Origin of the sequence: Phenylobacterium sp., from assembly GCF_965229015.1 — a bacterium.
Taxonomy (GTDB): domain Bacteria; phylum Pseudomonadota; class Alphaproteobacteria; order Caulobacterales; family Caulobacteraceae; genus Phenylobacterium.
Map to the genome: position 1 here is coordinate 2,109,583 of NZ_CBDDIM010000001.1, position 20,410 is coordinate 2,129,992.

Annotated in this window: 16 protein-coding genes; 6 read left to right on the top strand and 10 right to left on the bottom strand. The window is 68.8% G+C overall.

From position 1 onward, the window contains the following. Positions 1–175: 175 nt before the first annotated feature. Together recA and ACO06I_RS10635 are read right to left on the bottom strand one after the other, a co-directional pair. Positions 176–1,246, bottom strand: coding sequence for a recombinase RecA (gene recA / locus ACO06I_RS10630; protein WP_421932540.1), 1,071 nt, complete (start codon positions 1,244–1,246; stop codon positions 176–178). A 146-nt stretch (positions 1,247–1,392) separates the two neighbouring features. Continuing rightward, entirely contained in the window at positions 1,393–2,259 is an 867-nt protein-coding gene (locus tag ACO06I_RS10635) for an enoyl-CoA hydratase-related protein (RefSeq protein ID WP_421932541.1), read from the bottom strand. A gap of 169 nt (positions 2,260–2,428) precedes the next feature. Here ACO06I_RS10635 and ACO06I_RS10640 point away from each other — a divergent pair, with 169 nt between their 5' ends. Beyond that, complete coding sequence (locus tag ACO06I_RS10640) at positions 2,429–3,901, top strand: glycosyltransferase family protein (protein ID WP_421932542.1); 1,473 nt, start codon at positions 2,429–2,431, stop codon at positions 3,899–3,901. Between the two features lie 14 nt (positions 3,902–3,915). On the opposite strand, the gene ACO06I_RS10645 is transcribed toward ACO06I_RS10640, so the two are convergent. After that, positions 3,916–7,464 carry a glycoside hydrolase family 99-like domain-containing protein gene (locus tag ACO06I_RS10645; RefSeq protein ID WP_421932543.1) on the bottom strand — a complete coding sequence of 1,183 codons (3,549 nt, stop codon included), beginning with the start codon at positions 7,462–7,464 and terminating at the stop codon, positions 3,916–3,918. 212 nt (positions 7,465–7,676) lie between these two features. Here ACO06I_RS10645 and ACO06I_RS10650 point away from each other — a divergent pair, with 212 nt between their 5' ends. Beyond that, a complete protein-coding gene (locus ACO06I_RS10650; RefSeq protein WP_421932544.1) occupies positions 7,677–8,492 on the top strand; it encodes a class I SAM-dependent methyltransferase in 816 nt (271 codons plus the stop codon). Here the strand turns inward: ACO06I_RS10650 and ACO06I_RS10655 are convergent. After that, positions 8,443–9,021, bottom strand: a complete 579-nt coding sequence (locus ACO06I_RS10655; RefSeq protein ID WP_421932545.1) for a class I SAM-dependent methyltransferase — start codon at positions 9,019–9,021, stop codon at positions 8,443–8,445. The two genes, ACO06I_RS10650 and ACO06I_RS10655, sit on opposite strands and share 50 nt — an antisense overlap. Before the next feature lie 14 nt (positions 9,022–9,035). Continuing rightward, entirely contained in the window at positions 9,036–9,884 is an 849-nt protein-coding gene (locus ACO06I_RS10660) for a TylF/MycF/NovP-related O-methyltransferase (protein ID WP_421932546.1), read from the bottom strand. Between the two features lie 133 nt (positions 9,885–10,017). On the opposite strand from ACO06I_RS10660, the gene ACO06I_RS10665 reads away from it, so the two are divergent. Both ACO06I_RS10665 and ACO06I_RS10670 read left to right on the top strand, forming a co-directional pair. Next, positions 10,018–10,269: a hypothetical protein gene (locus ACO06I_RS10665; RefSeq protein WP_421932547.1), complete on the top strand. Its 252-nt coding sequence runs from the start codon at positions 10,018–10,020 to the stop codon at positions 10,267–10,269. Between the two features lies 1 nt (position 10,270). Then, on the top strand, positions 10,271–10,672 hold the full coding sequence (locus tag ACO06I_RS10670) for a GFA family protein (RefSeq protein ID WP_421932548.1): 402 nt from the start codon (positions 10,271–10,273) through the stop codon (positions 10,670–10,672). A 13-nt stretch (positions 10,673–10,685) separates the two neighbouring features. On the opposite strand, the gene ACO06I_RS10675 is transcribed toward ACO06I_RS10670, so the two are convergent. Both ACO06I_RS10675 and ACO06I_RS10680 read right to left on the bottom strand, forming a co-directional pair. After that, positions 10,686–11,462 carry a sulfotransferase gene (locus tag ACO06I_RS10675; protein WP_421932549.1) on the bottom strand — a complete coding sequence of 259 codons (777 nt, stop codon included), beginning with the start codon at positions 11,460–11,462 and terminating at the stop codon, positions 10,686–10,688. Between the two features lie 76 nt (positions 11,463–11,538). Next, a complete protein-coding gene (locus tag ACO06I_RS10680) occupies positions 11,539–12,639 on the bottom strand; it encodes a phosphatidylinositol-specific phospholipase C1-like protein (protein ID WP_421932550.1) in 1,101 nt (366 codons plus the stop codon). A gap of 159 nt (positions 12,640–12,798) precedes the next feature. Between ACO06I_RS10680 and ACO06I_RS10685 the strand changes: the two genes are divergently transcribed. Beyond that, positions 12,799–14,316 (top strand): ATP-binding protein, encoded by a 1,518-nt coding sequence (locus tag ACO06I_RS10685; protein ID WP_421932551.1) that lies wholly within the window; start codon positions 12,799–12,801, stop codon positions 14,314–14,316. Here ACO06I_RS10685 and ACO06I_RS10690 read toward each other — a convergent pair. After that, positions 14,313–14,792 (bottom strand): NUDIX hydrolase, encoded by a 480-nt coding sequence (locus ACO06I_RS10690; RefSeq protein WP_421932552.1) that lies wholly within the window; start codon positions 14,790–14,792, stop codon positions 14,313–14,315. The two genes, ACO06I_RS10685 and ACO06I_RS10690, sit on opposite strands and share 4 nt — an antisense overlap. 252 nt (positions 14,793–15,044) lie before the next feature. On the opposite strand from ACO06I_RS10690, the gene ACO06I_RS10695 reads away from it, so the two are divergent. After that, complete coding sequence (locus ACO06I_RS10695) at positions 15,045–16,667, top strand: EAL domain-containing protein (protein ID WP_421932553.1); 1,623 nt, start codon at positions 15,045–15,047, stop codon at positions 16,665–16,667. A gap of 4 nt (positions 16,668–16,671) precedes the next feature. Here ACO06I_RS10695 and ACO06I_RS10700 read toward each other — a convergent pair whose 3' ends face one another. Beyond that, complete coding sequence (locus ACO06I_RS10700; RefSeq protein WP_421932554.1) at positions 16,672–18,495, bottom strand: DUF885 domain-containing protein; 1,824 nt, start codon at positions 18,493–18,495, stop codon at positions 16,672–16,674. Between the two features lie 29 nt (positions 18,496–18,524). Continuing rightward, positions 18,525–20,387: a DUF885 domain-containing protein gene (locus ACO06I_RS10705; RefSeq protein ID WP_421932555.1), complete on the bottom strand. Its 1,863-nt coding sequence runs from the start codon at positions 20,385–20,387 to the stop codon at positions 18,525–18,527. Positions 20,388–20,410 lie beyond the last annotated feature (23 nt).

Below are 20,410 nucleotides of genomic sequence, written 5' to 3' on the forward strand. Positions count from 1 at the left end.
CTGGGTCCAAGCGTCCTTCTCTTCGTGAACGACCGTGCGGGGTTCAGCCCCTTCGCGCCAGCCGCGCGGGTTGGCGGGGGCGCGACGGCGATGTCAGGGGGCCAAAGCGGCCGTTCGCTTGAACCTTCGGGCAGGTGCGGCGGCGGGCGCTCAGGTCCGCCGGCCGGCCTGCGTCCTATTCCTCGTCTTCGCCCGCCGTGGGGCCGACCAGGAGTTCTTCCTGGATGACTTCCTTGGCGCCGCGGACCTGCTTTTCGATCGCGTCGGCGATGTCGGGATTGGCCTTCAGAAACTCGCGCACATTGTCGCGGCCCTGGCCGATGCGCTGGCTGTTCCAGGAGAACCAGGAGCCGGACTTCTCGATGACCCCGGCCTTGACCCCCAGGTCGATGATCTCGCCCAGCTTGGAGATGCCCTCGCCGTACATGATATCGAACTCGACCTCGCGGAACGGCGGGGCCACCTTGTTCTTCACCACCTTCACGCGGACGTTGTTGCCCATGATCTCGTCGCGGATTTTCACAGAGCCGGTGCGACGGATGTCCAGGCGGACCGAGGCGTAGAACTTCAGCGCGTTGCCGCCGGTGGTGGTTTCCGGGCTGCCGTACATCACCCCGATCTTCATGCGGATCTGGTTGATGAAGATCACCAGGGTGTGGGTCTTGGAGATCGAGGCGGTCAGCTTGCGCAGGGCCTGGCTCATCAGGCGGGCCTGGAGGCCGGGCAGGCTGTCGCCCATCTCGCCCTCGATTTCCGCCCGCGGGGTCAGGGCCGCCACGGAGTCGATGACCACGATGTCCACCGCGCCGGAGCGCACTAGGGTGTCGGTGATCTCGAGGGCCTGTTCGCCGGTGTCCGGCTGGGAGACCAGCAGTTCATCCAGGTTCACGCCCAGCTTGTTGGCGTAGGAGGGGTCGAGCGCGTGCTCGGCGTCCACGAAAGCCGCGGTGCCGCCGGCCTTCTGGACCTCGGCCACCACGTGCAGGGCCAGGGTCGTCTTGCCCGAGCTTTCCGGCCCGTAGATCTCCACGATCCGCCCCTTGGGCAGGCCGCCGATGCCGAGGGCGATATCCAGGCCCAAGGACCCGGTGGAGACCGACTCGATCTCCATGTGGCTCTTGTCGCCAAGCTTCATCACCGAGCCCTTGCCGAAGGCCCGATCGATCTGCGCCATCGCTGCTTCCAGCGCGCGCTGCTTGTCACCGTCTTCTCGTGCCACGAGCTTCAATGCCGTTTGAGACGCCATACCAAGCACTCCCTATCCCATGATTCCGCCAACCCGGTGGGGTAGATCGCTCTCCCCGCCGCCGGACTCAGGTGTACTTAGTTTGTTCTCCGTTCACAAGATGTTCTTTTCTGCCTATACGTCCGGAATTGGCGTAGGAGGCGCCGTCAGCGCGACCACCAGGGATAACCCCGCGGCATGTCGGTGGAGACCTTGCCCGTGAAGGCCGGCGGCCGCTTCTCCAGGAAGGCCGCCACGCCCTCGCGCACGTCGGCCCCGGTCCCAAGCGCCATGGCCAGCGGGCCGTCCACCTTCAGGGTGTCGTAGGGCGTGGCCGCCTCCGACAGCCGCCACAGCATCTGTCGGGTCAGGGCCACCGACACCGGGGCGGTGTTGTCGGCGATGGAGCGGGCGATCGCCCGCGCGCGGGGCAGCAGGTCCTCGGGACTCGTCACCTCGCTCACCAGCCCGCCCTTCAGCGCCTCTTCGGCGGAGAACAGCGCCCCATCCAGGCACCAGCGCAGGGCCTGGGAGACGCCCACCAGCCGGGGCAGGAACCAGGCGCTGCCGGCCTCGGGCACCAGGCCGCGACGGGCGAAGACGAAGCCGAACCTGGCGGTGGTCGCCGCGATTCGGATGTCCATCGGCAGGGTCAGGGTTAGGCCCACCCCCACGGCCGAGCCGTTGAAGGCGGCGATGGAGGGCTTGCGGCACTCATAGACCGCCCCCACCATCCCCGACCCGCCCGAGCGCCCGGCCTTGGAGACATCCCCGAAGGCCGCCGAGCCCTCGGCCGAGGTGGTGTCGAAGGCGCCGGCGCCGGCCGACATGTCGGCCCCGGCGCAGAAGCCCCGCCCCGCCCCGGTCACCAGCACCACGCGGACGGCGTCATCCCCGTCGGCCCGATCAAACGCGTCGGCCAGTTCGGCGCCCATGATGGCGGTATAGGCGTTGAGCTTGTCGGGGCGGTTGAGGGTGATCTGCATGATCCCCTCTGAGACGTCGCAGAGGATGTGCTCGTAGGTCCTGGACACGGGTCGCCTCCCTAAGGCTTTGGCGGGAGGCTAGGCGGGTGACGCCCACGTCAGGCAAGCGGCGTGCGGGCGCGGCGCCTGAGCCGGGCGCGAGCGGCTTGTCCGGCTCGGCCAAAGGCTTCTAGACTTCGGCGGCGCGGCCAAGGGGGCCGCGCGTTCCGGGGTGCGTATGTCCTTCCAGCTGCTCGCCGGCCGCACGCCGCTGACCGCCCGGCGGCTGGCCTATGTGGGACCCGGCCGCGCGGCCTTCGAGGACGACTACCTGACCCGCAATCCGCAGGCGGCCTTCGTCGAGGACGGCGAGGCGGCCGATGTCCTGGTGATGGCGGATCTGGAGGCCGGGACGCCGCAGGATATCGCCGCCGCCGCCGCGGTCGTCGAGCCGGGCGGCTATCTGGTGGCGGCCTCGCGATCGGGGGCCCGGGTGGCCGCTGTGCTGGCGGCCCTGGGAGACGGCTTCCGGATCGCCAAGCTGCAGTTCCTGGTCCCCGGCGACGACCACTTCAACGACCTGGCCCCGCGCCGCGACCCGGCCGCCATAGATCAGGTCTCCGACCGCGACCTGCTGCTGGTGGTCCAGAAGCGTGACGCCGCGCCCCCGCCGCCCGAGCCCCTGGTGGTGCAGAGCGCCGCCTTCGCCCCGCGCCTGATGGATATCCGCACCCGACTGCCCGCCCACGCCCTGCGCGGCGATCCGGAGCTGATCGTCGCCTATGGCGGGGCGCCGGTTCAACTCCTGCCCCTGCCGCCCGAGACCCCCAAGATCCTGGTCCTGCAACGTCCGGCCCTCCCCTCGCTGGAGGCCTGGCGCGCCGCCACGGCCAACAGCATTCGCCGCGGCTGGCTCCCGGTGCTGGAGATCGACGACCATCCGGCCCTGCTGGCCGCCGTCGCCGGCCGCAAGATCACCCCCGCCGAATGGCTGACCTACGGTTTTCCCCACGCCATACAGACCTCCACCGAGGCCCTGGCCCGGGTGCTGTCCCAACACCATCCGGTGGTGAAGGTGTTTCCCAACGCGGTCTTCGAGCTGCCGCCCTTCCCGGCGGGTCCGGCGCCCCGGCGGGTGTTCTACGGCGCCCTCTCGCGGGGCCGGTTCGCCGCGCGCGTGGCCGCATCCTTGGGACCGGTGGCCGAGGAATTCCCGGAGGTGGAGTTCGTCGTGGCAGGCGACCGCGCGGTGTTCGAGGCCCTGCCCACCGCCAACAAGACCTTCCAGGACCACCTGCCCTATGGCGACTATCTGGACCTGATGGGCGCCTGCGCGGTCTCCCTCTCGCCGGTGGAGGGTAGGCTCTACGAGGACACCAAGAGCGACGCCAAGTTCCTGGACGCCGCCAGCCGGGGGGTGGTGACGCTGGCCTCCCCCACCATCTATGCCGGAACCGTCGCCCACGGGCGGACCGGCCTCATCGCCCGCCAGTTGAAGGACTGGGCGCCCCTGCTGGCCGGCGCCCTGCGCGACGAGCCCGCCCGTCAGGCCATGGCGCGCAACGCCTGGGATTATGTCCGGACCGAGCGCATGTTCGCCCACCAGGCCGCCGACCGCCGCGCCTGGTACCGCGAACTCTGTGACCGGCGCGAGGCGCTCAACGCCGGCGTCATCGCCCGCCTGCCGGGCCTGGCCCAGGCGCTGGCCTGACCGAGGCCGGACGCTCAGCGCGCGCTGAGCTGCGCGCCTCTTCGAAGCTCGCGCCCCAGCATCAGCATCGCGGTCGCCGGCTCCTCGATCACCGTGGCCTTGCCGGGGGCGAACGCCGTCCGGAACTCGCCTCGCGCCATGGCGGCCACCTCCGGATCGCTCATCAGGCGCTTCAGCTCGTTGGCGTATTGCGCATCCAGTTCCGCCTCCAGCTCGGGGGGCATGCAGGTATAGGCGCGACTGGCCTGGGTGGGGATCTGCAGGCGACCCGTCTCGTCGAGCCACTGCGAGATCTGATCCTCCGGAATCTCCGACTGGCGCATGAAGCGCACCGCCTCGCAGATGAAGGCCGGCGTGCTCTTGTTCAGGTGGAGCCGCGCGTGCGCGCCGCCGGCCATGTCGCCGAGGTCCAGGGCGGTCATGAAGGCCCTGATGACGTCGCGCTGAACCTCGGGCTGCTCGTAGTCCAGGATGATCGCCTCGCGGCCCGCGGCGATGGATCGCCAGTCGTTGACCAGATCGCACATGTCCAGGCGGTTGCGGTGGTCCTGCCGAAATTGCCGGATGTCGCCCGCGTACCGGGAATAGATCACCGAGGTCCGGTAGTTGGATTCCAGCAGTCTGCTGGAGCGCCGCAGCAGCACCACCGGCGTGATGTCATAGGCCGACAGCCTATGGCCGATATCCTCAATCTCGCTTCGATCCAGGGTGTCGAACTCTTCCGACGAAATGATCACCGCGCTGGAGCCGGACCTGGCGATCTCCTGGCGCAGCGCCTCCCAGAGGGCGTCAGCGTCGCCGTCGCCGAACCTGGCCCGGTGGCCATGCACCGTCGGCAGGGCGTCCTGGTCCCGCGCGACGGACCAAGGCAGCAGGTGCTGAGCCAGGTCGGCCCATTCCGGCCGTCCCGTCTTCGGATAGAGCACCCCCCTCCCCGCGAGCTCGGCCCTCAGCGTCGTGAGGGCGCCCTGGATGCTGGTGGTCCCGGTCTTGTGCAGGCCGACGTGGAGGAAGACGCGCACCTTTCCGCCGCGCCCGGAAGGCTTCGGCCGTTCTGCGCGGGCGCGCGACAGTTCGAGGTGTTTCTTCTGGATCGCGCCCTTCACCGCGCGGGCGGTCGCGTTCAGATAGCTTGAGCCGAAATGGATGTCGGGCTCGAGATAGGCGCCCTCCGCCCACTCGTTCCAGGCGTTGATGGCCACCAGGGGCGTGCCGAAGACGGGGTTGTCGATGGCGCTTTCCACCAGGGTCTGCAGCCAGTCCTGGTACTTCTGCGGGGAAGACCCCTCGAGGATGACCCCGCGGTTGGGTCTGCGGGCCTCGTTGTCCCAGCTGGGCACCACGGTCTTCACCAGCGGGAAGCCGCTGGCGGGCTCCGAGACGGACGTCCTCACGAAGTCATCGTACTGGATGACCTGGCCGGCGAAGTCGCGGGAGAAGGCATCGAGAACATCCCGGCGCGGCGCGTATTGACCCAGCTTGTGCGGCGGGAATTCCAGGGCCCCGTCGAGACCGTAGGGCCGGGGGTCCAGCCGGCTGAAGGTCTGGGCCATGAAGATCAGGGGCTTCAGGCCGAACTTGGCGTCCCACGTCTCGCGCCAGCGGGCGATCGTGTTGCGGATGTCGGGGATCGGCTCCGGGTTGTAGATGACGAACAGGGGCCGGCCTTCCAGCCGGACGTACCGCGGATCCAGCATGTGTCGCGCCAGGTCCGCCAGGAGCGCGTCCTCGTCCTCCAGCCTGTAGTCCTGCTTGAGGAGCACCTCCTGCTCGGAGCCGTCCCATTGACGAGTCCAGTTCTCGTTCGCCCAGATGATGAAGAAGGGCATGTCGATGTCTGAGTTGAGCAGGAGCTCCACCGGGCGCTCGAGCACCCGCTGCTTGTCGAACCAGTAGTAATAGTAGGCGAACGCGCCGACGCCGGCCGCCTTGGCCATGGCGGCCTGCCGCGCGATGACGTCGGCGTCGAGAAGGTTGTAGAATCCCAGGTCGCGGGGAATACGCGGCTGGTAGTGCCCGGGGAACCGCGGCACGCCGCGGGGAAGCTGCCGCCACTCCGTGAAACCCTTGCCCCAGAAGCGGTCGTTTTCCTGGGTGGCGTAGAACTGCGGCAGGTAGAAGGCCACCACCAAGGGCGCCCGGCCGCTCGGCATCTCCGGGATGCCGGCGAGTTCGGTCCAGTGAAAGTCCTCGAACTGCGGTCCGCGCTCGGTGAACTTCGAATGCTCCCGGAGGGCGGCGCGGGCGCTGTCGCCCGTGGCGACCGCGGTCCGGTCCAGGGGCGTCAGCTTGATCCCCTCGGGACGCCAATCCTCGGCGTCCGAGAAGAGTCTGAAGGTGGGCGTGGCATCGGTCAGCAGCGGTTCGTAGAAGGTCATGTCGAAGCCGTATTGGCCGCTGCCGATGTTCCAATCGGACAGGTCTCGCCGATCCTGGTTGGCGAGCGCATGGCCGATCACCCGATCACCGAGCATGGCGACCACCTGGACGGTCCGGTCGCCGGCCTCGGGCGCCCAGGCCCAGCCCCGGGCGTGGTCGCGTGAGATGTGTTCGATCTTTCCGTGGAACTGCGTCACCTCGGCCGCCTCGGGATCCACAGCCGTGGGCTGGGCGGCGGCCAGGCGGCCGTTGATCATGTAGTCGGCGATCTCGAGGTCGCTGCGGAACCGGTCGGTGACGAGGTTGGGCTGGCCCTTGGCGAGCATGTCCTCCAGCTCGGGCAGCCCCTTCTGAAGCTGAACAATCTCGCCCAGGCCGCGGCCCCGGCGCCGGTAGAGGCGCTGCAGGTTCGGTAGCCCCAGCAGGGCGCGGTCGGCGGTGACGACGCCCCGCTGAACGCCCCCGCGCAGGAAGATCTCCCACTCGAAGAGCCCTGCGGAGATGTCGGGCGCGTCCGCCCGCGCCGAGATCCGGTTCGGATGGTCTCGAACGCTGGCCACCAGCTGGCAGGTGGCCACCGATGGCCCACGCTCGGCGGCGTTCATCATGAAGGCCACATCGACGAGGCGCCGGATGGTCACGCCGGCATAGCGGGTCAGGCAGGTGGCGTCCTGGAACACCGAACGCCGGATGAGCAGGCTGCTCAGTTCCGCCAGGTCGTTGTCGATCTCGTGGACAAGGTTGTTGGCGAGCGCCGTCGGCTCGAACCAGACCCAGTTGTCGCCCAGGAAGCCGAGGGGCTTCCGTAACACGCGCCCGTAGCGGTCGATGATGGACCGGCGGCCGAACGCGAACACATAGTCCTGGTTCTTCCGCAGCACGCCAAGCAGGTCGGCCAGGGCGGTGGGGAACAGCAGGTCGTCGTCGCAGAGGAACTTCAGGAGGTCGGTGGTCGTGTTGTCCCAGACATGGGCGCAGTTCGCCGCCAGACCCGCGCGGGGCCCCTGGACGAGACGGATACGGGGATCGCGGAACCGGCGGACGATGTCGCTGACGGAGCCATCGGGGCTGTCGTCGGAAATCAGCAGTTCAAAGTCGGTGAAGGTCTGTTCCAGCACGCTCGCGATGGCCTGCACAAGAAACGTCGTCTTGTAGGCAGGCATGCCCACTGTCATCTGAGCCATACGCGACGCGACCTCCCGGAATGATCGCCTGGAGAAATAGCCGGGCGTCCGGGCGGCCGCAATCAAAGGGCGCACCGCCCGGGTCCACGCCTCTCCGGGCCCAGCCCGACTCCACACCCAGGCGGGCCGATGCTAGACGACGAGGCCTCCGGCGGCGGCGTTGATTGGTTGCGTACCCGACGGTTCAGACGAGACCACCGAGAGGGCGCGCGATGGAGCAGGTGTGGGAATCGGAGGACCTCTGTGTCCTCAAGGGCGTGCCGTTCCGCTATCGGAACTCGGACTATGGGTCGCTGCGCACGACCGCCGACCAGGTGGTGATCCTCAAACCGCGCACCTTCTTCGAGCAATATCGTCAACTGCCCCTCAGCCCCGTCAAAAGAATTCTCGAGGTGGGAGTCTTCGAGGGCGGCTCGGCACTGCTGCTCGCCGACATCTTCCCGGACGCCAAGATCGTCGGCATCGACATTCGGCCCGCCGACCCCTCCGTCCGCTGGCATATCGCCAACATGGGCTATGGCGACCGCATCAAGCTCTATTCCGGCGTCTCCCAGGACGACAAGGCGCAGGTGGAGGCGATCCTGGAGAAGGAGTTCGGCGGCGAGCCGATCGACCTCGTGATTGATGACGCCTCGCACATGTACGGCTTCACCACACGCTGCTTCGACATCGTCTTTCCACGCCTGCGGGTTGGCGGGTGCTACGTCATCGAGGATTGGGGATGGGCCAACTGGCCAGGCTACAAGGCCCCCGACTTCTTCTTCGAAGACCGCCAGCCCCTTGCCACCATGATCCTCGAGCTCGCCATGGCCACCGCGTCCAACTACGGCGCGATCCGGGAGCTGACCGTGACCTTCGGAATGGCCAGGCTGGTGAAGGGTGGCGAACTCCCCCCCCTTCGCCGAGATGGTCAACGTCAACGCGCCCGATCGCTGGATCGGATTCCAGCCACGGCCGCCACGGTAGGACGCGGCCGCTTCAGAGCGGCTGCGCCCTCAGCGCGACGATCTTGCCGACGCTCTCCGTGACTTGGAAGCGGTTGGTCCTCTTCAACCGCTCGATCACCTTGAACGGGCCGATCTCGGGATCGAGGGCGTCGTCGAATAGGACCATGCCCCCGGGGGCCAGGCGCGGGAGCCAGGCGTCCGCATCGGCCTGCACGCCCGGTTCGGTATGATCACCGTCGATGAACAGCAGGCCGATCGGTTGCCGGAAAGCCAGGGCCGCGTCGGTGCTCGGCAGGTTGATCAAAGCCACGGCGTTGGCGTAGCCGGAGCGCAGCATGGCCTTGTAGAATTCCGGCCGGTCGTGGGGCCCGAACTTGCCGCCGTAAACACCTGTGAAGGGTCGGTGCGGATCCACGCAATAGACCATGGGCCGTCGCGCCTCGGCGATCTCCGACGCGCCCGCCGCGAGGGCGATGGCCGACTTGCCCCGCCAGGACCCGATCTCGACGATACAGCCCTCGCTGACCGCCGCAGCCGAGCGCCGGAGGAATTCGACCTCCTCAGGACTGACCGATCCCTCGTAGCCTTCGAGGTCCAACGGCGTCACCATCGGGCCTGCCCTCCCTAATCGCGCTGCGGGCCGCTCTTGCGCCAGTAGTGGCAGGTCCAGTCGACCTGGACCAATTCCGGCGCAAGGCCCCGTTCGTTCCAGAAGTCGTGGATGGCGTCCCGCGCCTGCTGATAGCAGCCGTAGTCGTCGACGATGATGAACCCACCCGGCGAAACCTTGTCGTACAGCGGGTCGATCACCTCTCGCGTCGAGGTGTAATAGTCGCCGTCCAGCCGCAGAATGGAAATGTCGCCGATCTCCTGCTGCAGCTTCGGCATGGTGTCGGCGAACCAGCCCTCCACGAACACCACGTCCTCGTCCAGAAGACCGAACCGGGTGAAATTCTCCTTCACCTGGTCGACGCTGATGGCCAACAGGGGATTCTCGTGCAGCTTCAGCGGCGCGTCCACGCCCTCGGAGATTTCGGGAAGACCTTGGAAACTGTCGCAGACATAGAGCCGGCGCCGCGCGGCATGGGCGGCCGGCACGGCCTTCATCATGATGCACAGGCCGCCGCGCCAGACGCCGGTCTCCACGAAGTCGCCGGGGATGTTCTCGCGCAGCACGGTCTCGGCCGCCTCGCGGACATTCTGCAGCCGCTCCGGAGACGACATCGTGAACGGTTCGCCGGCGATCTTCGAATGCCATTGGGACGAATCGAACAGGTTGATGCTGGCGGTCGGCGCGAAGAACCGGGCGAGTTCCTGTTCGATGGCGGGGATCGTCGGCGCGCGTCCTTGGGCGGCCAGCAGGTCTCGAACCAGCGCCACGATTCGGCCGCCGAGGTCCGGGTGCAGCGCATTGATCAGCGCGCGACCGACGAGGTCGAGATAGGCGTCAGCCGGTGGCAGGGGCGCGGTCATCGGTCGCCAGCTAGCAGAAGCCTCGGGAAATCGCCAGTCGCCTCAGGCCGCCCCCACGGCCAAGCTGGTTAAGGTCCTGGTCACCGAGTCACCTGCTACTCCGCGTTTTGGTGCACGCGTGACAAGAGTTTCGATGAGGCCATCCCCCTCCCCCGCCTTCGACCACGGCGCCGCCCTGCGCGTGCCGCCGGCCCATGACGGCCGAAGCTGGAGCAAGCTGCTCTATTGGCTGGGCGACGAGGGCCACCCCCTCGACGAGACCGGCCTGGTCCAGGTCGCCACCCCCAACGGCTGGACGGTCGCGCGCCCGGGCGACTGGATCGTCCTGACGGTCGGCGGCCAGTTCCACGTCGCCCACGCCGGTCCCCGCGCCCTGGACGCCTGAGATGCGGACGGGCTCCTGCCTCTGCGGCGGCGTCCGCCTGGAGATCGCCGGCGACCTTCCCGATATCCAGGCCTGCTACTGCCGTTCCTGTCAGAAGGCCCAGGGGTCGGCCTTCGTCGCGGTCCTGCCGGTGGCCAAGGCCGACGTCCGCTTCACCGCCGGCGAGGACCTGCTGACCGCCTTCGAATCATCGCCGGGCAAACACCGGGTCTTCTGCCGCGTCTGCGGTTCGCCGGTCCTCAGCCGCGCCGCGGCGCTCCCCGACCGGCTGCGCCTGCGGGCGGGCCTGCTCGACGGTCCTCTGGGGGTGAAGATCGCCTCCCAGGCCTTCGTGGCCGAGGCGGCGGACTGGTGCCTCATCGACGGCGACGCCCCCCGCTATCCCGGACCGCGCCCGGCCTGAACACCCTCGCGGTCTAGGCGTAGTCGAGGCGCGCCATGATCGGCCTGCAGATTTCCCGCACCATCACCGCCCAGGGCTCCTGCAGGGGCTCGAACCGGGGCTCGAGCGCGATGACGCCGCCATGCTTGGGCGACTTCCAGGCGGGATCGCGCTCCACCGGCGCGGCGGTCCGCCACATCAGGTCGGGGTTGAACCGCTCGACGCCGACGAACCCCGCCAGGCCGCCCTGAACGCGCTCGGTGTTCAGGTCCTCGTAGCGGAACAGGAAATGACGGCCGCCGAAGTCCGTCCGGATGACGGTGCTGTAGTAGGTGAGATATTCCCGCGCGACCTGGACGACACCGGCGTCCAGGAAGGGCCGGTCCTCGCCTTGCTCGTGAACCGCCTGACGGGAGCGGACCACCTCCAGCGGATGACGGCAGACCGTGACGAACCGCGCCTGGTCGGCATAGAGCTCGGCCAGGTCAGGGAAGAACGGGGTGAGGTGCGGGTCCTTGAGGCACAGGATCTCGGGACGCCCCAGCGCCTCGGACAGGCGCCGGATCGACAGGTCCAGGGTTTCGCGGATATGGGCGCGGAACGCCTGCGGATCGGGGAAGAACGCCTTGGTGTGCCCCTGCCAGGCCGCCTTGCCGAACCGATAGGCCGGCAGCAGGCCGCGCAGGAAGCTGGCCTCGGGATGGTAGTTGCTCACCCGGTCGGCGCTGCAGATCAGGGCGTGGGTCACCGAGGTGCCTGATCGCGGCGCTCCACCCACAAAGACGATCTTTTGAGGGGAGGTTGCGGTCAAGGGCGTCTCGGCTCGGTGGGGGGCCTTGCCGTAGAGCCGTCCGGCCCGGCGAGCAAGCCATCCGCCTGGACTGCGCCTACTTTCCGGTCTTCGGATTGAGCCGGGCGACCCCGCCGCCGGGCAGGTGGGCCTCATAGGGCCCGAACCGCGGATCGGGCTTCAGGTAGTCGGTGGAGACGTACTGGGCGCCGGAGGCGAAGGCCTGGGCCTGCCGCGTCCGATCATTGGCCCGGGCCTCCAGGGTGTCGGCGTCGGCCCGGGTGCGCACGATCAGGCCCTTGGCCAGGGCTGTCTCGATGCGCCCCGCCAGTTCGGCCGGCTCGTTGAGGGTGACATAGGCCGCCGCCGGCCCCTCGTCGGTGTTGATGAACATGGCCCGCCCCTCAAGCGAGCCTCGGGTCCCGCGATAGAGCTCGGGCTTGGGGCCGCTTTCGTCCATGGCGAACATCACCTTGCCGCGCGCCGCCTTCAGGCGGGGCCAGCCGCCGGCCTTCACCGCCGCGGCCAGAGTCGCCGCGCGGCCCTGGACCTTGTCCGGGGTGATCAGGGCGCGCTCCGGAAAGACCGAGCGGATGTCGGCGTCGATCCGGTCCATGGCCTTGGCGTCGAAGGGCAGGACGGTGGCCGCGCCCGGCACGCCGGTCAGGTTGTCGTCCTTCAGGTTCATGATCACCAGGATCGGCATGTGGCGCGGATGGGCCCTGGACCAGGCGCGGATCTCCTTCAGGCAACCCACGAAGGTCGGACAGCTGGAGCGGTAGTCCATGTCCTGGACGTGCATCACCTTGAACCCCGGCGCCTTGAGGGGCGCGAGATCGTAGGGCGCCTCGGCGGCGTCGCGGGCCATCCGCATGGCCAGGGGGTCGGCGTAGCGTCCGCCCTCCGGATCGTTCAGCAGGTCCAGCTCCAGCTGCCGGGCGCCGGCGTCCAGCTCCTGGCTCAGGGGCGCGTGGGCATAGTCCAGGGTGGCCGCCAGGTCGGGCTTGGCCATGCGGATCAGGGCCATCTCCTTGGGGGCGATGGCCTGCTTGTAGCTGTTGTGGGTGCCCACCACCTGGATGGCGTTCATCGGCAGGGCGTCGACCGCCCTGCGGGTGCAGCCGGGCGCGCCGGACGGGTGTTCCAGGTCGCAGTTGGCGGCGACCGCGAGGCCGGCGGCGAGAAGCAGCGAGATCATGGACACCCTCTTGGAACAGGTCTGCGTCGACCTGGTGACAGCACAACCTCGCCTGGCAGGGCGCCCGGGCGCAAGCTCTGGAAGGCAAAGGAATTTTCAAGACTTGGCGTGTCATGGCTAATTTCTGAGTTTCGGCACGCCGACGCCTCAGGGGGGGACATGGACGCGGTCGCGAAACAGCAGGACTCGACGGCCGCCCCCATGGGTCCGCCCCCCTCTCCCCGAGCCGGCGCCGCCTATCGCGCCACGCTGGCCGCCCACAGCCTGGCGATCCTGCCGCGCCTGGCCTTCGGAGTCACCGCCGCGACCCTGCTGGCCATGGTGGGCCATCCCGGCCTGGCCCTGGCCCTGGCCGCCGTCGGCCTCGCCATCGCCGCCCTGGTGGGCCGCACCGTGGTCCGCGCCCGGGCCGACCTGCTGGTGCGCCAGGACGAGAAGAACCGCCTCATCCAGACCCTCACCGAGGCCCGCGACGAGGCGGTGCGTCAGGCCGAGAACGCCGAGGCCGCCCGGGAGGAGGCCCGCCGCGCCAGCCTGGCCAAGTCCACCTTCCTGGCCACCATGAGCCACGAGATCCGCACCCCGATGAACGGCGTCCTGGGCATGGCCCAGCTGCTCCAGCGGTCCGACCTCTCGGGCCTGCAGCGCAGCCAGGTCGACACCCTGATCAAGAGCGGCGAACTCCTGATGGTGATCCTGGGCGACATCCTGGACCTGTCGAAGATCGACGCTGGCCAGATGGAGATCGCCAAGAGCCCCTGCGACCTGCGGGCCCTGCTCCGCGAGATGGAGACCTTCTGGGCGCCCACCGCCGCCGAGCGCGGCCTGACCCTGGCCGTCGATATCGACGCCGCGGTGCCGCCCTTCGTGGCCCTCGATCCCCGGCGCATCCGCCAGGTGCTGTTCAACCTGGTGGGCAACGCCCTGAAGTTCACCCAGGACGGCGCCGTCACCGTCACGGTGAGCCGTGACCGGGCCGCGGGAACCCTTGCCTTCGCCGTGTCTGACACCGGTGTCGGGATACCGTCCGAGGACCTGCCCCACCTGTTCCAGAAATTCAGCCAGGGCGACGCCTCCGACGTCCGCCGCTTCGCCGGGGCTGGACTGGGCCTGGCCATCTGCCGGGAGCTCTCGGCCCTGATGGGCGGCGACATCGCCGTGGAGAGCGCGCTCGGCGTGGGCTCCACCTTCCGCGTGGCCCTGCCCCTGGAGGAGACCTGCGCCCCGGCCGCCGAGGACATCGTCGCCCAGGCCATCGGCGAGGACGAGGCGCCGGCCCTGTCCATCCTCTGCGCCGACGACAACCCCACCAACCTGCTGGTCCTGGAGCAGCTGCTGGGCGCCATGGGCTTCCGCATCCGCAAGGCCAATGGCGGCCGCGAGGCCCTGGAGGCCCTGACCACGGAGACCTTCGACCTGGTGCTGATGGACATCCAGATGCCGGGGATGACCGGGATCGACGTGCTCCAGGCGCTGCGCGCCGAGGCCGGGCCCAATCGCCAGACCCCGCTGATCGCGGTCACCGCCGACGCCATGACCCTGGGCGCCGAACGCTATCTCGACCTGGGCTTCGCGGGCCTGGTCACCAAGCCGGTCCAGGTCCAGAGCCTGGTGTCGGCCATGATGGCCGCCGTGGCCAACTGCGAAGAGGGTGGCGACCTCGCCGCGATCGCCTAGAGCGTCATGCTGATCTCAAGCGGTGCCTCGGGAAGGCGGCCCTCGACGATGTCGGGCAGCAGTTCCCGCAGGCGTTCGGGATAGATCATCTCCCGGCTGGCGGCGATCTCCTCGGGGCTCCACCAGCGCAGGTCGTCCATCAGCTCCACCTCGTGGGCCTCCCAGGCCGCGCGGCTGGGATCCCCGCCCCGGCAGCGGGCCACGAAGTAGCTCTCCTTCAGCAGGACCCGCTCGCCGCCGTGCAGGGTCAGGGGACTGGCGCGCAGCCAGACCACCGGACCCAGCTCCACCTGGGTGAAACCGCTCTCCTCGGCCACCTCGCGCAGGGCCGCGGCCTCCAGGGTCTCGCCCTCGTCGACCCCGCCCCCCACCGTGAACCAGAAGCTGGGCGCCTCGGCGGTCAGCCGGCCGCGGATCAACAGGATGCGCCCGTCCGGGTCGAACAAGAGAACCCGCGCCGTCAGCCGCTCCCGCATCTTAGAAACCGCTCCGAACACCCAAGGACGCTTTGAGAAAACTATCCTCGAAATGAGGTGTCCTAGGCAACACCGCCAGTCGTGGACGGCCGCAAGTTCTTTCGGCGCACAGCATGTACGACGCCAGACATTGCCGGAGACCCTCGACTGCGCCAGTTCGCCGCACCCTGACGCGGGCCAAAGAACGATGTTTTCACAGGCCGTTAAGCTGAGCGGCGCAGGAATTGAGGGGCAATCACAGGAAGCCGTCCCTTGGCCGTCGCATCACACCGGTTACTCGGGTTCGCCTTCGCCAACGCCGATCTCCTGCTCGAGATCGCCAGCGACGGCCAGATCGCCTTTGCGATCGGCGCCAGCGAAGCCCTGTCCGGCTCTCAGGAGACGGCCTTGGTGGGCCGCGCCTGGCGCGATTTCATCGATCCTCGCGACCGCGGCATGGTCCAGGCCCTGCTCGACGGCCTGTGCGAGGGCCAGCGCGGCGGCCCCCTGGTGGTCAGCCTGGCCAGCAACGGAAAGGGCGAGCGGGCGGCCGCCATGTCCACCTTCCGCCTGCCCGGCAACGACGGCGCCGTCTCCTGCACCTTCAGCCGCGCCGCCCCCAGCCAGAGCCACAGCCTGCACGACCGCTCCGGCCTCGAATCCGTCACCGCGGCCCTGTTCGAGACCGGCAAGGCCACCGGCCTGGAGCTCGAACTCGCCCTTATCGAGATGGCCGGCCTGGCCGCGGTGCGCAAGGCCCTCGGACCCGACGCCGTGACCCAACTGGAGCAGCGCCTGGCCGGCGTGCTCCGCGCCCAGTCTCACGGCGGCGGCGCCGCCGCCGACCTGGGGGGCGACCGCTACGCCCTCGTCCGCCATGCCGGCGAGAGCGGCGAAGCCCTGGCCAAGCGCCTGGTCCGCCTGCTCGCCATCGATCCCGCCCATGGCGTGGAGGCCGCCGCGAAGACCTTGGCGCTGAAGGGCGACGTCTCCCCCGCCCAGTTGATCCGGGCGATCCGCTACTCCCTCGACGGCTTCATCAAGGACGGCCTGGCGGCCGACGGCCCCGCCTCCCTCAATGAAGCGGTCAGCCGTTCCGTGCGCCGCACCCTGGTGGAGGTGGGCGCCCTGGGCCAGGCCGTGGCCGACCGCAGTTTCCGCCTCGTCTACCAGCCGGTCGTCGATCTGAAGAAGAGCGGCGCCCTGCACCATCACGAAGTCCTGGTCCGCTTCGGCGACAACGCCAGCCCCTTCCCCATGATCCGCATGGCCGAGGAGCTGGACCTGATCGAGCCCCTGGACCTGGCCGTGGTCGAGCGCACCCTGGACAAGCTGGTGGCCGATCCCGCCCTGCATCTGGCGGCCAACATCTCCGGCCGCAGCATCATCAGCTCCAGCTTCGTCGAGGCCGTCCGCGACATGCTGGCGAGCCATCCCAAGGCGGAAGGCCGCCTGCTGTTCGAACTGACCGAGAGCGCGGCCATCGAGGACCTGGCGCTCGCCGATCGTCACCTGCAGGCCCTGCGCGCCGAGGGAATCCTGATCTGCCTGGACGACTTCGGCGCGGGAGCCGCCTCCCTGGCCTATCTCCAGCAGCTGTCCCTCGACATCGTGAAGATCGACGGCCGCTACATCCGCGAGCTGCAGCACGGCGGCCGGGAGTCCACCTTCATCCGCCACCTGGTCTCCATGTGCGGCGAGCTCGGGGTCAAGACCCTGGCCGAGATGGTCGAGACCCCCCAGGCCGAGGAAGCCGTCCGCCGCGCGGGGGTCGACTACGCCCAGGGCTGGCTCTACGGCGCGCCGAGCGAGCAGCCCACCGGCCCGCTCTCGGCCACGGCCGCCACCTCCGTCCGGCCCGGCCGCCGGGTCGGAGCCGTGGACAGCTGGGGCTAACCCCCTACCCCTGGGCCGCAAGCCAGTCGGCCATGTGGCGCTCCAGCACCGTCATCGGCATCGAGCCCGAGAGCAGGGCCGCGTCGTGATAGGCCTTGATGTCGAACTTCGTCCCCAGCTTGGCCTTGGCCCCGTCGCGGATGCGCATCCAGATGGTGTGGCCGACCTTGTAGCTGCAGGCCTGACCCGGGGCGACGCAGTAGCGTTCCACCTCCCGCTGGGCCCGGCTCTTGGGATAGCCGGTGACGCTGACCATGTAGTCGGTGGCCTTCTCCCGGCTCCAGCCCTTGGAATGCAGGCCGGTGTCGATCACCAGGCGCGAGGCGCGGAACAGTAGGCTCTGCAGGAAACCCGCCTGCCCCAGCGGGTCACCGTCATAGGATCCGGTCTCACTGGCCAACTGCTCGGCATAGAGCGCCCAGCCCTCCGAGAAGGCCGAGAACCCGCCGCCGGTGCGCCGGATGATCGGGATGCGGTCGCTCTCCTGGGCCAGCGCGATCTGCAGGTGATGGCCCGGAACCGTCTCGTGATAGACCAGGGTCGGCAGGTTATATTTCGGCCATTCGTGGGTGTCCTTCAGGTTGATGAAGAACGCCGCCGGGCGGGAGCCATCCAGCGCCGCGCTCTGATAGTAGCCGTTGGACGCCCCGTCCTGGATGAAGGCGGGCACCCGCTTCACCTCCACCTTGGCTTTGGGCAGGGTGTTGAAGGCCAGGGGCAGCTTCTTGTAGATTTCGCCGATCTGGACATTGAGCGCGGCGATCAGTTCGGCGCGGCCCGGATCGGTGTTGGGATAGACCTGGGCCGGATTGTCGTTCAGCCCCTTCAGCCGCTCGGCCACGCTCCCGGTGGTCATGCCCTGGCTCTTCAGGATGGTGTCCAGGCGCGCGGTGATGTCGGCCACCTGGTCGAGGCCCAGCTGGTGGATCTGTTGCGGCGTCAGGGTGGTGGTGGTCGACGCCTCGCAGGCGCCGGCATAGTAGGCCTCCGCGTTCTTCAGCCGGCCGATGCCGGCCTCCGAGGTGGCGATCTTGCGGTTGGCCTCCACCGCGGCGATCTGGCGGTCGAGGGCCGGGAAGATCTCCTGCGCCACGATCCTGGCGGCCGGCGTGGCGTAGTCGGCGGTCAGGCCGGCGGCCTTGGCCTTGGCGGCGAGCGAGGTCACCAGCACGGTCTTCTCCGGCGGCTGGTCGCGGAGGGCCCGGAGCTGGGCGAGGGTCAGGTCGCAGACAAAGTCGGGGGGCACGACGCCGGCGGCCACGTCGATCTTCATGCGCTCCAGGTCCTGGTCCAGCACCTTCCCGAAGGCGTGCAGGCGCGAGATCCAGGCGTCGGCGTCCGCGGCGTTCGCCACGCGGTGCTGGTTGTCCAGGAAGTCCGGGATCTCCTGATAGGCCCCGTTCTGCTGGCTGATCACATAGGGCGAGAACCGGCCGCCGACGCTGCCGAACTTGTACTTCTCGCCGTTCGAAAGCGCGTGGCTGTTCTGGTAGAGCACCACGTCCAGGTCGACCTTCGACGCCGTCGACAGGGCCTGGCGGTCGATGCCGTTCAGCGCCGCGACCCGGGTCCGCACCTTGGCCAGCCGCGCCTCGCGGGCCGCCGTCGAGACCTCGTCCAGCTGGCCCTTCAGCGCGGCGCGCGCGCCCTTGTCGAGGCCGAGCGAGGTGGCCCGCTCGGGACTGTCGTCCACCTGATCCTCGAAGATCCTGTCCAGCAGGGCCTTGAGCTTGGCGTCCTCCGACCCCTGGGCGAGGGCCGGAGCCGCCGTCATCAGGGCCGCGCCGGCGGTGGTCAGCAGGAAACTGCGTCGGTCGAGATTGGTCATGAACTCAAGGCCCCGGAATCTGAAGTGGCTTAGGCTTTGTTGGCGGCGATGTACTGGTCGATCACCGACTCCAGCACGACGAGCGGCATGGCGCCCGACAACAGGCCGGCGTCGTGGAATTTGCGGATGTCGAAGCGCGGCCCGAGCGCCGCGCGGGCTTTCTCCCGCAGCCGCAGCCAGGTGAGCTTGCCCACCATGTAGCTGCAGGCCTGGCCCGGCCAGACGCTGTAGCGCTCGATCTCGGTGATGGCCGAACTCTCCGGCTCGCCGTCGATCTCCATCATGGTGGCGATGGCCTTCTCGCGGCTCCAGCCCATGGCGTGCATGCCGGTGTCCACCACCAGGCGGCCCGACCGGAACAGGGAGGACTGGATGTAGCCGATCTCCCCCAATGGATCGTTCTCATAGACCCCCATCTCCTGGGCCAGCTTCTCGGCGTAGAGGGCCCAGCCCTCGCCATAGGCCGAGAGGAAGGTGGCGCGCCGGATCATCGGCAGATCGGCCTCCTGCTGCAGGGTGAGCTGCAGGTGGTGGCCGGGAATCCCCTCGTGATAGGTGAGCGTCGGCAGGCTCCAGCGGGGATATTCGGCGGTGTCGCGCAGGTTGATCCAGTAGATGCCCGGCCGCGAGCCATCCAGGGTCGCCTGGTTGTAGTAGCCGCCCGGCGCCCCGGCCTCGATGAACTTGGGCACCCGCTTGATGTCCAGCGGCGCCTTGGGCAGGGTCCCGAAATACTCCGGCAGCCGCTTGGACATGGCCTGGACCTGCAGGTTCAGGTCGGCGATCAGCTTCTCCTTGCCCGCGTCGGTGTTGGGGTAGTGGTATTTCTTCTCCTTGAAGAGCTCCTGAATCCGGGCCCCGACCGAGCCCCTGGTGTAGCCCTGGCGCCTCAGGATGGTGTCGGCTCGCGCGGACAGTTCCCTCGCCTGCTCCAGGCCGATCTGGTGGATCTCGGCGGCCGAAAGGGTGGTGGTGGTGGAGTTGCGCAGGGCCAGCGCGTAATAGGCCTCGCCGTCCGGCCGGCTGCGGATTCCGGCGTCATGGGTCGCCCTGGTCCGGGCCTCCTTCATGAAGGCGATCTGCCGCTCCAGGGCCGGCCGCACCTTCTCCAGATAGATCTTGGAGGCATAGGCGCCGTAATCGCCGGCGATCTGCTTGTCCTTCACCTTCTTGACCAGCTGGCTCACCAGGGGTGAAGCGCTTGGCGAGGTGCGCAGGTTGTTCATCTGCGTCAGCGCCTTGTCGATGGCGAAGTCGGGCGGGACCATCCCCAGGCCGACGTCGCGGCGGGCCCGCTCGGTCTCCTGGTCCATCTGGACGGCGTAGGCTTCCAGCCGCGACAGATAGGCGTCGGCGTCGGCCTTGGTCTCGATGACGTGCTGGTTGCCCAGGAAGTCCGGGGTCGAGCGGTACGAACCGTTGAGTTGCGACAGGACATAGGGCTGGCCCGCGCCCTCCGAGCCGTACTTGAAGCGCTTGTTGGCCTCGTCGGCGTTGGCGATCCCGAAGATCACCGAGTCGTAGTTGACCGCCGCCATGCCGGTGAGCTGCGACCGGTCGATGGCCTTCATCCGCGCCAGCTGGTCGGCGGTGCGTGCGCGGTCCTTCTCCAGGTCCTCGATGGAGGCGTCCGACAGCCGGCGCTTGGCCTCGGCCCGCGGCCCCTTGTCGAGGCCCAGCTGGGTGACCAGCTCCGGGGAGTCGTCCAGGGCTTCCTCGAACAGGGCGTCCAGCAGCTTGGAGAGCTGTTGGCCGGCGCTGGGACCGGGCGGCGGAAGTGGCGCCGGCGGCGGAGGCGCGACCGGAAGCGGGGCGGGCCTGGCGGTGGCGCATCCGGCCAGGGCCAGCATCGCGCCGGCCGAGAGCAGAAGTTGGCGGCGGCTCTGTTGCATGGCGCCCTCCCTGAGGTTGTTAC